The sequence below is a fragment of the Pseudoalteromonas sp. UBA2102 genome (assembly GCF_002331165.1).
Lineage (GTDB): Bacteria > Pseudomonadota > Gammaproteobacteria > Enterobacterales > Alteromonadaceae > Pseudoalteromonas > Pseudoalteromonas atlantica.
Map to the genome: position 1 here is coordinate 48,938 of NZ_DCYU01000055.1, position 12,839 is coordinate 61,776.

Annotated in this window: 15 protein-coding genes; 6 read left to right on the plus strand and 9 right to left on the minus strand. The window is 41.3% G+C overall.

Annotated elements, in window-relative coordinates; all coding sequences use genetic code 11:
• Positions 1 to 22 precede the first annotated feature (22 nt).
• The 4 genes from B2R65_RS06930 to lexA all read right to left on the minus strand — a co-directional run bounded on the left by B2R65_RS06930 (position 23) and on the right by lexA (position 4,371).
• Positions 23 to 553 (minus strand): cytochrome c oxidase assembly protein, encoded by a 531-nt coding sequence (locus B2R65_RS06930; RefSeq protein ID WP_004588216.1) that lies wholly within the window; start codon positions 551 to 553, stop codon positions 23 to 25.
• Positions 553 to 2,145 carry a cytochrome c oxidase subunit I gene (gene ctaD, locus B2R65_RS06935; protein WP_273611846.1) on the minus strand — a complete coding sequence of 531 codons (1,593 nt, stop codon included), beginning with the start codon at positions 2,143 to 2,145 and terminating at the stop codon, positions 553 to 555. The genes B2R65_RS06930 and ctaD overlap by 1 nt, the downstream gene beginning before the upstream one ends.
• Positions 2,145 to 3,281: a cytochrome c oxidase subunit II gene (gene coxB / locus B2R65_RS06940; protein WP_004588214.1), complete on the minus strand. Its 1,137-nt coding sequence runs from the start codon at positions 3,279 to 3,281 to the stop codon at positions 2,145 to 2,147. Before coxB ends, ctaD begins: the two co-directional genes overlap by 1 nt.
• A 472-nt stretch (positions 3,282 to 3,753) precedes the next feature.
• Positions 3,754 to 4,371 (minus strand): transcriptional repressor LexA, encoded by a 618-nt coding sequence (gene lexA / locus B2R65_RS06945; RefSeq protein WP_004588213.1) that lies wholly within the window; start codon positions 4,369 to 4,371, stop codon positions 3,754 to 3,756.
• A 177-nt stretch (positions 4,372 to 4,548) separates the two neighbouring features.
• Here lexA and B2R65_RS06950 point away from each other — a divergent pair, with 177 nt between their 5' ends.
• Positions 4,549 to 4,989 carry a PaaI family thioesterase gene (locus tag B2R65_RS06950; protein WP_004589367.1) on the plus strand — a complete coding sequence of 147 codons (441 nt, stop codon included), beginning with the start codon at positions 4,549 to 4,551 and terminating at the stop codon, positions 4,987 to 4,989.
• A 10-nt stretch (positions 4,990 to 4,999) separates the two neighbouring features.
• On the opposite strand, the gene B2R65_RS06955 is transcribed toward B2R65_RS06950, so the two are convergent.
• Positions 5,000 to 5,380: a hypothetical protein gene (locus B2R65_RS06955; RefSeq protein ID WP_004589368.1), complete on the minus strand. Its 381-nt coding sequence runs from the start codon at positions 5,378 to 5,380 to the stop codon at positions 5,000 to 5,002.
• A 231-nt stretch (positions 5,381 to 5,611) separates the two neighbouring features.
• Between B2R65_RS06955 and B2R65_RS06960 the strand changes: the two genes are divergently transcribed.
• Both B2R65_RS06960 and B2R65_RS06965 read left to right on the plus strand, forming a co-directional pair.
• Complete coding sequence (locus B2R65_RS06960) at positions 5,612 to 5,863, plus strand: DUF7218 family protein (RefSeq protein ID WP_029773325.1); 252 nt, start codon at positions 5,612 to 5,614, stop codon at positions 5,861 to 5,863.
• Between the two features lie 143 nt (positions 5,864 to 6,006).
• On the plus strand, positions 6,007 to 6,723 hold the full coding sequence (locus B2R65_RS06965) for a hypothetical protein (RefSeq protein ID WP_273611845.1): 717 nt from the start codon (positions 6,007 to 6,009) through the stop codon (positions 6,721 to 6,723).
• Here the strand turns inward: B2R65_RS06965 and B2R65_RS06970 are convergent.
• Complete coding sequence (locus tag B2R65_RS06970) at positions 6,698 to 7,048, minus strand: VOC family protein (RefSeq protein WP_054983318.1); 351 nt, start codon at positions 7,046 to 7,048, stop codon at positions 6,698 to 6,700. The two genes, B2R65_RS06965 and B2R65_RS06970, sit on opposite strands and share 26 nt — an antisense overlap.
• A gap of 126 nt (positions 7,049 to 7,174) precedes the next feature.
• Here B2R65_RS06970 and B2R65_RS06975 point away from each other — a divergent pair, with 126 nt between their 5' ends.
• From B2R65_RS06975 to B2R65_RS06985, 3 genes are all read left to right on the plus strand, one after another.
• Entirely contained in the window at positions 7,175 to 7,834 is a 660-nt protein-coding gene (locus tag B2R65_RS06975; protein WP_273611844.1) for an endonuclease, read from the plus strand.
• Between the two features lie 108 nt (positions 7,835 to 7,942).
• Positions 7,943 to 9,562: a S41 family peptidase gene (locus B2R65_RS06980; RefSeq protein WP_273611843.1), complete on the plus strand. Its 1,620-nt coding sequence runs from the start codon at positions 7,943 to 7,945 to the stop codon at positions 9,560 to 9,562.
• The gene (locus tag B2R65_RS06985) at positions 9,562 to 9,930 is read left to right on the plus strand and encodes a hypothetical protein (RefSeq protein ID WP_273611842.1); all 369 of its coding nucleotides are present in this window, start codon (positions 9,562 to 9,564) and stop codon (positions 9,928 to 9,930) included. The genes B2R65_RS06980 and B2R65_RS06985 overlap by 1 nt, the downstream gene beginning before the upstream one ends.
• A gap of 60 nt (positions 9,931 to 9,990) precedes the next feature.
• On the opposite strand, the gene hmpA is transcribed toward B2R65_RS06985, so the two are convergent.
• The 3 genes from hmpA to B2R65_RS07000 are packed head-to-tail and all read right to left on the minus strand — an operon-like array spanning position 9,991 to position 12,694.
• Positions 9,991 to 11,172 (minus strand): NO-inducible flavohemoprotein, encoded by a 1,182-nt coding sequence (gene hmpA, locus B2R65_RS06990; RefSeq protein ID WP_337946970.1) that lies wholly within the window; start codon positions 11,170 to 11,172, stop codon positions 9,991 to 9,993.
• A gap of 20 nt (positions 11,173 to 11,192) precedes the next feature.
• Positions 11,193 to 12,425 carry an NnrS family protein gene (locus B2R65_RS06995; protein WP_273611841.1) on the minus strand — a complete coding sequence of 411 codons (1,233 nt, stop codon included), beginning with the start codon at positions 12,423 to 12,425 and terminating at the stop codon, positions 11,193 to 11,195.
• Complete coding sequence (locus tag B2R65_RS07000; protein ID WP_055255306.1) at positions 12,425 to 12,694, minus strand: hypothetical protein; 270 nt, start codon at positions 12,692 to 12,694, stop codon at positions 12,425 to 12,427. Before B2R65_RS07000 ends, B2R65_RS06995 begins: the two co-directional genes overlap by 1 nt.
• Between the last annotated feature and the right edge of the window lie 145 nt (positions 12,695 to 12,839).

The window sequence follows — 12,839 nt, forward strand, 5'->3', positions numbered from 1 at the left end:
AGTTTTACACTAGACATGCAGGCTAGTTATTACTTGCTACTAGCTGCTCACTAATATCAAATACGGTGTACGATAAAGTTAGCTCTTCTACATCGCTCGGCAGTGCAGTATCAACATAAAACAGCAGCTTAAACTCAAGTTCTTCACCCGCTTTTAGCGGTTGTTGATCAAAGCAAAAGCACGCTATTTTATGTAAGTACTTGGCTGCCTTTCCGGGCGATACAGAAGGTACCGCTTGCATTACTTTATCGATATCACTGGTGTTTTTTGCGCTAAACATTACCTCACGCATGGCACCTGGTTTCACATCAACACTGTATTCTTTAGATTTAACAATAAACGGCGCACCACTTTGCGCATGGGTTGTAAAGCTCACACCTATTTCTCGATTTTGTGCAACCTGTGTACTTTGTTTAGCTTGCTCAAGCGACGGCTTGCCATTAAGCCCAGTTATGTCGCAAAACACGTCATATAAGGGCACTAAGGCAAATGCAAAAGCAAACATACCTATACAAATAAGAATTAGGCGCTTTAATAGCGGTGCATGTGTCATTATTTAATTTCCGGCGGCGTAGAAAAAGTATGATACGGCGCAGGAGAGTCCACTTCCCACTCTAAACCTTCAGCACCATCCCATACTTTTGCAGGGACTTTATCGCCCCCTCGGGCACATTTAATTACCACAGCCACAAAGAGTAACTGCGATAAACCAAAGGCAAACCCACCTATGCTTATGATTGCGTTAAAATCAGCAAACTGCAGGGCGTAATCGGGAATACGGCGCGGCATACCTGCCAGCCCTACAAAATGCATAGGGAAAAACAATACATTTACGCTTACCAGCGATAACCAAAAATGCCACTTAGCCAAGGCAATGTTGTACATGTTGCCCGTCCACTTAGGCAGCCAATAATAAGCCCCCGCCATAATCGAAAATATTGCCCCCGTAACTAACACGTAATGAAAGTGCGCCACCACAAAGTAAGTATCGTGATACTGAAAATCAGCAGGGGTTATAGCCAACATCAGCCCCGAAAAGCCCCCTAAAGTAAACAGCACAATAAAGGCAATACTAAATAGCATAGGCACTTCAAAACTTATTGACCCTCGCCACATAGTGGCTACCCAGTTAAATACTTTTACCCCTGTAGGCACCGATATCAGCATGGTCGCGTACATAAAAAATAGCTCGCCAGCAACGGGCATACCGGTCGTAAACATATGATGCGCCCACACTATAAAGCTCAGTAATGCGATAGAGGAGGTTGCGTAAACCATTGAGGCATAACCAAATAGTTTTTTACGTGAGAATGTAGGCACTATGGTCGAAATAATACCAAAAGCGGGTAAAATCATGATGTACACTTCGGGATGGCCAAAAAACCAAAATATGTGCTGAAACATCACCGGGTCGCCGCCGCCTGCCGCATCAAAAAAGCTGGTTCCAAAGTATTTATCGGTGAGCACCATAGTGACCGCTCCGGCCAATACGGGCATAACAGCAATTAATAAAAATGCGGTTATTAGCCATGTCCAAACAAATAATGGTAGCTTCATCCATGTCATGCCTGGGGCACGTAAATTAACAATGGTCACAATAACGTTTATTGCGCCCATAATTGAGCTAATCCCCATAATGTGCACTGCAAACACAAACATTGCGGTGTTGTCGTTACTGTACGTTGTTGAAAGCGGCGCATAGAACGTCCAGCCAAATGCGGGGCCGCCTCCAGGCATTAATAACGATGCCAATAAAATTAAAAAAGCGAAGGGTAAAATCCAAAAGCTCCAGTTGTTCATTCTGGGCAGTGCCATATCTGGCGCGCCAATCATAAGCGGTACCATCCAGTTAGCAAGTCCCGTAAAGGCTGGCATTACAGCACCAAACACCATAATTAAACCGTGTACTGTGGTCATTTGGTTAAAAAAGTGTGGGTCTACCAATTGTAATCCTGGCTGAAATAACTCAGCCCGAATAACCATGGCCATTGCACCACCAATTAAAAACATAGTCAGCGAAAAAATTAAGTACATGCTGCCAATATCTTTATGGTTTGTTGTGTATAACCAACGTTTAAAACCTTTGGCTGGGTGATGGCCGTGGTGAGCGTTATTGGCGTTAGGTTGTTCTACTATGCTACTCATTAGTTCGCCTCCGCATCAAGTGCTGCCTGAATTTCACTAGGTTGGATGACATCACCCGTTTCATTACCCCACGCATTACGTTTATAGGTAATTACCGCTGCAAGTTGTTTAATTGAGAGCTGCTTTGCAAATGCCTGCATTGCAGTTCCTGGGCGGCCATGAATCACTACATCAATGTGATCTTTTATATCACCCAAAACAATGGGGCTGCCTTTTAACGCAGGAAATACGCCCGGTAAACCCATACCAGTAGGTTGATGACACGCAGCGCAACTTGCCATATACACTTGCTCACCTAGTGTCATTAGCTCTTCTTTAGGAATTGTTGTCTCAAGCAATGCTGCATCAGCAAGTGCGGCTTTTTGCTTAGCTTGCTTAGCATCTGCAAGCCATGCGTTAAAGTCCTCTTGCGATTTAGCTTCAACCACCACGGGCATAAAACCATGATCTTTACCGCACAGCTCTGCACACTGTCCCCGGTAAATACCTTCTTCGTTAATGTTGGTCCACGTTTCGTTGATAAACCCCGGGTTGGCATCTTTTTTAACGGCAAAATCGGGGACCCACCAAGAGTGAATAACATCATCAGAGGTCATTAAAAAACGCACCTTTTGATTAATTGGCAGTACTAAAGGTTTATCAACCTCAAGTAAGTAATTAGGGTTTTTATTAGCAAGGTTGGCTATTTCGTCTTGAGGGGTAGATAAAATAGAGTAAAACTCTACGTCTTCGCCCATATATTCATAATGCCACTTCCACTGTGACCCTGTAATTTTAATGGTTAAGTCGGCCTTACTGGCATCTTCCATCGCAATGAGGGTTTTAGTGGCAGGGATTGCCATGGCAATTAAAATAACAAACGGAATGGCAGTCCAAAGAATTTCTACTTTGGTACTTTCATGAAATTGGGCAGGAACTGCCCCTTTAGATTTACGGTGATGAATCAGTGCCCAAAACATTATTGCGAACACTATCACCCCAATCACACAACATATTAAAAATATGGTCATGTGTAGCTGATATACATTATTACTTATATCGGTTACGCCCTTGCGCATATTGTATTGGCTATTAGCCAGCACTTGCTGCGGGAACATAATCAACACAAGCCACAAGGTAGAGGTCAGTTTACCCATGTGACGGCTCCTTTGATGCTATTGCGAATGCAAAGCGAAGAGGCATACGGCTTAAACGCCAATTCGTTATTTTTATTTTTTAACCAATCTTATTTTTGATTGGTATCGCTAGGACAACAAAAGGTTTGTGTATATTGTGTGTTCTCATAACTAAAAAGCTGTGAGTTATTGTTAGTCCAGCACATTAATGATTAGCTAAAAAACGTACAACAAGCAAGTTTTAGTATAAAAAACAATCAAGTGATATTTTAGTATTGACTAAATGACGGCGTATTAAATTGTTATTTAACAGCCAAGATACGAGCAAAATTAAGGGATGTAACACGCTTAGGAAGATAAAAGTATGAGTGAAAAAAAGTTTACAGCCTAAATAATTTTAGGGCGTTTTGAGACGGTGGAAGGTTTGTTTTTAAAACAAAAATGCACACTAAAAAGTGCGCATTTATAAATATTAATTAAAAATAGTTAAAAATTACATCCAATCGGCATTTCTTATTACGCCAACGGCTAACCCTTCAATATTAAACGATTCGTTTTCAAGGTCTACTTCAATTGGCGTAAACTCTTCGTTTTCGGCGTGTAATAATACTTTTCGGCCTGCTTTTTCTAGGCGTTTTACGGTTACGTCTTCATCTACTCGTGCAACCACAACTTGGCCGTTTTCTGCTGTTTGAGTACGGTGTACGGCAAGCAAGTCACCATCCATAATACCTATATCTTTCATACTCATGCCGTTAACACGCAGTAAAAAGTCGGCGGCTGGTTTAAACATGAGTGGGTCTATTTTACAGTGACTCTCAACATGTTCTTGCGCCAAAATAGGCGAACCCGCTGCAACTCTACCTATTAATGGCAGACCTAGTTGCTCTGGCTCTTCTTCTTCAACCAATTGAATACCACGGCTTGCGCCTGGTTTCATTTTAATAACACCTTTTTTGGCAAGCGCTTTTAAGTGCTCTTCTGCAGCATTGGCACTTTTAAAACCGAGTGTTTGCGCAATTTCGGCACGTGTAGGAGGCATACCAGTGTCTTTAATAAAAACTTTTATTAGTTCGAGTATTTGAGCTTGGCGTTTAGTTAATGGTCGCATACAACTGGTTTTCCATACAGTACATTTAACTGTGAGTATATACAGTTAAATAAAAATCGCAAATTTAAATTGTGCTTTAAAATAGCTAAATACACCGCGCCTGGATAAATTTTAGGTAATTGCAGACGTTCAGTATTTAAAATGCTATAAATTTGCTTTCAATATAAAGGAGTAATTATGAGTATTTGGCATCAACCCATCACATTAGAGCTTTGCAAACAGTTAGATGAGGGAATAAACGGCCAAGGCACGCTGATGAAAACCATGGGCATAGAAATAACCGAAATAGGAGATGATTACCTAGTGGCTACCATGCCTGCTATTCCTGAGCATCATAATCCTATTGGTATGGTACATGGTGGCGCAAATGTGGTACTTGCTGAAACCGTAGCAAGCTACGCCGCTAACTTTGTAGTGGACTTTACAAAATTTTATTGTGTTGGACAGGAAATTAGCGCCAGCCACTTAAAGGCCTCTCGAAATGGCACTTTAACCGCCGTTACTCGTGCATTTCATATTGGTAAGCGCAGTTCTGTATGGGAAATAAAAATAACCAATAGCCGCGGCGAGCTTTGCTGCGTATCAAAAATGACCGCAGCGGTTGTCGAGCGCAAATAGTTAACTATGGCTACTTTTCGATAGGGTAAATCGTTATTTCCATACCAGCGCCAATGGCAGATATACGTAGTAGTGTATCTGCATGTAGAGCTTGGTTAAAACACTTAGGTGACGTGCCCGACTCAAAGCCTATATCAAACGTTCTGCGCGAACAGCTTAGCCACTGCTTAAGCGCATTACGTGAACACGACTCTATTAATTCACATAAGTGGTTGATTGCTTTGTCTGGCGTGGTTATATCACCTGAGGCTTCAATACGCGCCAATTGACGATATTCGTCTTTGTCATAATGCAAAACCATCGCGTTTTTCTTTAAGTCTGCCACTAGGGCGCTAATATCTTGTTTAGACTCAAGCTCTAGATCTACATTTAAAAATTGAATTTCCGACATTGTCTGCTTTTTACCCTCTTATAGTTTCATCGCAAACTTTAACGCAGTTTTACTTTTATACCAAATCAACTAAGCGCTAAACATGGCTTTATTAATAGAAAATACCTGTTTAAACGCCATTGGCATCTAATTTGCCTTATAAAACGGGTTAGGCTAGTTACGCTTAATTTTACCGTTTATGTATGAAAGTTATACACACACTGCGTAATTAAACGCTTCAGGAGGACAATTATGGTAGATCATGGCCCGCAAATTAAAAACGACGATCAATACGATGCGCTTCGAGATGAAGGCATGAGCAAACAAAAAGCTGCGCGCATTGCTAATAGCAATACTCATAAAACCGCTGTTAAAGGCGGCAAAGCCTCAAAGTATGAGCAGCGCACTAAAAAGCAGCTGTACAATAAAGCTAAAGAGCTCGGCATTAGCGGCCGCTCAAAAATGAGCAAACAAGGGCTAATAAATGCCTTACGTGAGCATTAAACACAGCCTCACTGATTTTTTACCGCTCCTTTTTATTATTTTTATAAAGTTAGAGTAAGCTTATGAATAACTGCGACAAAATGCCGCAGTAAAAGCATGGGCTGCTGTAATACACTAACGCTAAAAATAATAAGAAGCACAAAATGAGAAAACAACTATTTAAGCGCGCTCGAAAACTACATAAGTGGCTAGGCTATTTACTTGCCTTACAAATTTTAGCTTGGCTTTTAGGCGGCTTAGTAATGAGCGCGATACCACTTGAATACGTACACGGTAAGCACCTTGCTAAGCGCACACTTACAAACCCATTTACTCAAGCAGACTACCCCACATCACTCGATAATATTACTGCCCAAGTGCCTAACCCCATGCAAATAGTATTTGAGCACTTTTTAACGACCCCGCTTATTACTGTTATTAATACTGACGAGCAGCAGAGCTTTAATGGTTTAACGGGGCGCCCTTTTCAGCCACCCACTAAAATACAAATTACCGCTAATGCACAAGCGCATTTACTCATCGACGCTAAGCCAATTAACACAACGCTTTTAAAACAAGGCACTCGAGAGGTGGGATACAAAACAAATGTGTGGCAAGTACAATTTAACGACACCTTTAATACCACGCTGTATTTAAATGCAATTAACGGCAAAGTTATCACCGTTCGCAGCACACTATGGCGCATATTCGACTTTTTTTGGATGCTACACATAATGGATTACGACGAGCGTGAAGATTTTAACAACCCGCTTCTCATCAGTTTTGCAGCCACCAGCGTACTATTTTGTTTATGCGGTATTATTTTATTAATACAAAACGTTAGGCTAAAAAAACTTACACGTGTTGGTCAATCAAAATAGGGTTGCCGTCTGGGTCGGTAATAATAAAACTTTTATCACCCACAGGTTCAACCTGGATATGAGCGTTTTGAAAATATTCGCTAAGCGCATCAACATCCTTAAACTCTGTAACGGTTTGTGCGTTTTGATCCCAGCCAGGATTGAAGGTCAGCATGTTTTTATCAAACATACCCGAGAACAAGCCAATTAAATGCTCACCGTTTTTCATCACTAGCCAGTTTTGCTCTATCTCACCTGCAAACTCGCTAAAGCCCAGCTTTTCGTAAAACGCTTTTGAGGCTCTAATATCTTTAACCGTTAAACTTATTGAAAAAGCACCTAGCATAGTCATCTCCTCGCTATTTTTTATATCAGTATAGAGTGTACTAAGCATAGCGGATTAAAATTTGTTCAGGCTTTATCTTTTAGCAGCAAAACTTTAGACTAGCGCCTCCTGTAGTTCACGTATGTGATGGATATGCTTAAATTTATTTTGGCCTTTGTGGCTTGTTGTATTTGTTTTTCTGCATCGAGTGAAGAATTTACCCGTTTTTCAACGGCTAAAAGGCACTTAATTAAAACCCTACCCGAAAACGCCAAAAGCCTTTACTGCGGCTGCGACATTAAAAAACAAGGTAAAAAGCTAATCCCCGATCCTAGCAACTGTGGTTATATTCCGCGTAATACGTTAACTTCCTCTGGCAAGGTTAATGTACGTGCGCTGCGTATAGAGTGGGAGCATATAGTGCCGGCGTGGGAATTTGGTCACCAGTTACAATGCTGGCAAAACGGTGGTCGTAAAAACTGTCGCAAGGTCAGTGCTAAATTTAGAAAAATGGAAGCCGATATAAACAATTTAGCCCCTGCTATTGGCGAAATTAACGCAGATCGATCTAACTATCGCTTTGGTATGCTTAGCGAAAACGCTACCCAATATGGCCGCTGCCAAGTAAAGGTTAATTTTAAACAACGCGTTGTAGAGCCTCCTTTTTATGCCCGTAAGCGCATTGCCGACACCTACGCTTATATGCAAAAAACATACGGCTTAAAAATATCAGCTAAACAACAAAAGCTATTTTATGCTTGGCAAAAACAAGCATTTGCAGATAAAAACAGCGCAAGTAAGCTGTAGTACACCTAAATGTATACACTCATTTACATAATTTAGGGGCTAATACGTTGAATAAATGGGCGGGTGTTGTAGTATTTTAAACAACTTATTTACAAAAAGTAGTTTTGTATGTTTAAAAACAATAAAGCAACACTCGCTATTATTGCTGCACTTTCAAGCCTAACGCTTGTGGGCTGTGGCGGTGGTAGCAGCATGAATGAAACGCCCGACCCAGTCGTCACACCTCCTGCAAGCACAGCCCCAACTTGGACGGCAGGTGTATTTGAGCCATCGGAGGAGTTAAAAAACTTTTGCGAAAACCCACGCACAGGTAACGATCCGTTTAATAATAATGAGCCCTACCCTGACCAAGCCGGTTCGGCCCTTTACGAAAAGCTTTGGCTTCGCTCGTGGAGTGACGAAACCTACCTTTGGTATGATGAAATAGCCGATAACGACCCTGAAAACTTTGCTACAGTGGCCGATTATTTTGCCCAACTAAAAACCGAAGAACTAACCGATTCTGGCGCTAAAAAAGATAATTTTCATTTTTCAGAGCCTTCTGAGGACTACTTCCAAGAAGCGCAATCAGGTGTAACCTCAGGCTATGGTATAAATTGGGCATTTATTGGCGACCCAGCTGATAGAATTTTACGTGTTGCCTACCTAGAAGACGACTCACCAGCAAGCCAAATTGGTTTTCAACGTGGCGATACCGTACTTGAAGTTGATGGCGTAAGCATTAATACCAGCACACAAGCAGGCGTAGATACCTTAAACGAAGGCTTATTTAGCCCCACTAATGGCGACTCGCACACCATCGTGGTGCGCAGTAACGATGGCGCTGAAAAAACCTTTAACGTAACTGCCGGCAACATAGAGCAAACACCTGTACAAAACGTAAAAACCATTACCACTGCAAATGGCACTAGCGTAGGGTACATGCAGTTTAATAGCCATATAGGTATTGCCCAAGAAGGCTTAATTGCTGCCGTTAATAAATTTAAAACCGATAACGTAGAAGAGCTTGTTATCGACTTTAGATATAACGGAGGCGGTTTATTAGCGCTTTCTTCGCAGCTGGCTTACATGGTGGCGGGCAGCGCCAACATTCAAAACCGTATTTATTACCAAACTCAGCAAAACGATAAACAACCGGTAGAGTCGCCTTTTCCGTTTATAGATGAAGAAATTGATTACTCAACTTTTTTTAGCACTGGCGAAAGCCTCCCCGATTTAAACCTATCTAAGGTGTATGTGCTTAGTACATCGGGTACGTGTTCAGCCTCAGAAGCCTTTATTAATGGCTTAAAAGGCATTGACGCCGAAGTAGTGCTCATTGGCGACACAACCTGCGGTAAACCATACGGTTTTACCCCAACACATAACTGTGGCACCACCTATTACACCATTCAATTTAGCGGTATTAACAGTAAAGGGTTTGGTGAATATGCAGCAGGCTTTACGCCAACGCCTACACCGCAGTTTGATGCTGATGTAAAAGGCTGTGTAGTCAGTGACGACTTTGATAATCAATTAGGCGATCCAAACGAAGGGATACTCTCTACTGCGCTTTATCATATTGATAATAACGGCACGTGCCCTGTTAGCACCGCCTCTGCGAGTATTAAAAAGCAAGTACAAAGCGCTGCTGGCGATAGCAAGCAGCTATTACCTTTAAACGCACCTAATAACGTTAACCGTGGCAATATGGATTTAACCTGGCCTACGTTAAATAAGGATAAGTAATGGCTAAACTACTGGCAATATTAACCTTATTATTTATTGGAGGATGTAACAGTATGAGTAATGCCACTGCTAAGCCTGCACTACTTACCGAGGTAAACCCAGGCGTTATAGCCACGCTCCAGCAAGCGATTATAAAAGCAAAGGGCGGCACACTAGTTACACTGGCCGACACCGTTTTTACTAAACGCAGCGAGCTATTATTAAGCCATGGAAATAGTAAAGGCTCAAATGGTATGCCCATAATGGGCGCGCATAATATCAAGCCAGAAAAGTTTGTTTTACAAATAATTGCCGAGCAGTGCGTGCTTTATTATCCTAAAAAAGATATGTCTATTGAGCTTAAAAACGTAAGTTGTAAAGCACAATAAAATACTATTAAAAAGGCACACAGCATTTATGCTGTGTGCCTTTATCGTTTTTCTCTTGGTTTATAAGTCTTGATGCGGACCAAACACTTCGTAATGAATATGCTCGTTTTGAACGCCTAGTGCCAGTAACTGGCTTTTCACAAACGCCATAAACCCAGCGGGGCCGCATAAGTAAAAATCGCCATTTTTAAGAGGTAACTGTGTTTTTATGGCAGTTAAGTCCATTAACCCTGTAAAATCAGCCCCTTCACTACTTTGATTAAACCACGTAATAGTTTGCAAGCTGTTATAAGCCGTACTTAATTCATTTAAATAGTGTGCAAATGAGTGCTGCTGCGTATTTTCGCACGCATGTAAATACATAATATTTTGCCTAGGGTTATCGCTTAATAGCGTTTCGAGCATCGCAAGCATTGGGGTTTGCCCTACACCTGCTGAAATAAGTACCGCTGGTTTTTTACTATTTCGTAAAAAGAAATCTCCTGCAGGCGGGTACAGTTCAACTACGTCGCCTTGAGCTAGTGAGTGTAAATAATTAGACACCATGCCAGGCTTTGGCTGTAGCTCTTTTTTAACACTAATACGGTAGTTTTTACCATTGGCTTTTTGTGAAATAGAATACTGGCGAATTTCTTCATATTCAGCGCCCTCTGGTTTAACTTTAATCCCTAAATACTGGCCTGGTTTATGGGTAATCACCGCTTTGCCATCTATAGGCGTTAGCGTAAAACTTGTTACGAGTGCTGATTCAACTTGCTTGTTGGTTATTTCAAATTGGCGAGTACCCACCCAACCGCCGTGTTTATTTTTACTGTGCTCATATAAAGCCTCTTCTTCGGTTATACAAATATCAGCAAGCAGTGCGTAAGCTTCACGCCAAGCGTATTCTACATCCGGCGTAAACTGCTCTGGTATTAGCTCTTTTAAGGTGCCAATTAAGTGAGCACCAACAATGGGGTAGTGCTCTGGTAAAATATTTAAACTGGTGTGTTTATGGTTAATGCGCGCTAATGCCTCTTTTAACACCGCTAAGTTATCAATGTTTTGAGCGTATGCCGCTAAGGCGTTAAACAAAGCAAATTGCTGGCGCCCGGTGTTTTGGTTGGTCATATTAAAAATATTTTTAAGCTCTGGGTTATGGCTAAATAGTCGCTTATAAAAATGATCGGTCACAACCGTGCCGGCTTGCGCTAATAACGGAACAGTGCTTTTAACAATCTCAATGGTTTTATCAGATAACATAATGTAGTCCTGTAGGTAAACTAACCACGGCGCCCATCAACACGACGGCGCGTTAATATAGGTGTGCAGTAAATTAAAAATAACAAAAAAGCCACTAACCACAGAAAGGCACTGATCTGCCAAGCAAAGTGTGGCGCAATAATTAAGGGGAGTATGGAGCGAGTAATAGCTGCCACCAGCACAAGCGCAAAAGCAACAGATATATATTTAGGTGTATAAAGCGTACGCCCTGTATGCCCTAGCGATACACGGGTCATCATGGCTAAAATCATCATCCCTATTGTGCCAATAGTGATAAGGTGGAGCGCATCTTTAAAATGTATTTCGCTTGTGTAAAAGCTCAGTGCAATCATCATTAAGCCAGCACCTAAAGCAAAATAAGAAAAATGCAAAGACCACAATAAAGGCACTTTTAGCACGTTTGCATGCCACCAAAGCTTTGCGCGAATTAAGTGAAGCACAGCCACTATTGCAACAATGAATGCAGGGCTAATTGAGCTTAAAAATAATTTACTGATAAAAAATAAAGTAATTGCCAATATTGATAAATACAGCAGCGCTTTATCAATTTTAGGACTGTGTACTTGCTCGCTAAGCGCTAAGCCTTTAGCTGTAAAAAAAGGAATAACCCGCCCTGCTACAATGCCGACCAGTAAACTGACAACCAGTACCGCAGTATCAACCACAGCTAATGCAAGCTGCATGTTGTTATTTAAAACAAGGAGTAAATAAAGAGTATTAAGGGCGCACAACACGCTTAAAATAACTAAAAACGGGTAATTATTTTTACTACGTGCTGTTAATAGCATATTAGCCAGCGCCGTAATTGCCCCAAGCCACCATGCTAGCTGTAGCAAAGTAACAAGCCATAAATTAGCATTAGCAAAATCAGCCAGCTTTATAAAAAATGCTAAACGAGCACTTATCCATACAAAAGTAAGTAGCATAAGTGCTTTGCCACTTATACTTTCAACGCCTGTCCAAGTTTGTGCCGCCGTAAGTAAAAAACCGCCTGCTACCACTCCTGCAAAGCCAAATAGCATTTCGTGCGCGTGCCAAAGTGTGGCTGGCATGGTTAAGTGCCAACTAGCATAGCCCGTTAAAATAAGTAACCAATACCCTATCGAAAAAAATGCCAGCAAACCGCCTGCTAAAAAGTAGGGTCTAAATGCAAGCATCCATAACGGCCATTTTGTTACGTGATGAATAGCTATGTGCGCTGGCATTGGCTCTGTTAAATTTAGTGGGCGCATTAGCGTACTTCCTGCCCTAAACCATGTTGCGCAACACAACGCAGCACATAACTAACTTTTAAAATAGCTGCCACTACAATCGTACTAATGTGCGCTGATATTTGTACCTGCATCGAAAAGTGCTCTGCGTACGGGTAACTAATTAAAATGCTCACAACCATACAAATAGCGCTAAGCCCTAATACTGTATTAGCAGTAAATAATAGCGATTTAAAAAATGCGCCTAACTCAACCTGGTTGTTTACATTATTTAGTGTAAGTGTGTTCATAACTACCTCAGCAACCATTAACGTTACTTAGCTATTACACATAGTGTGCCAATAAAATAAAACACTAATATTCAGTAAGTTAAATATAAATACTTTACAAATTGAGTCTTTATGACACACTCTAATTTAAATCATAAAAACACGA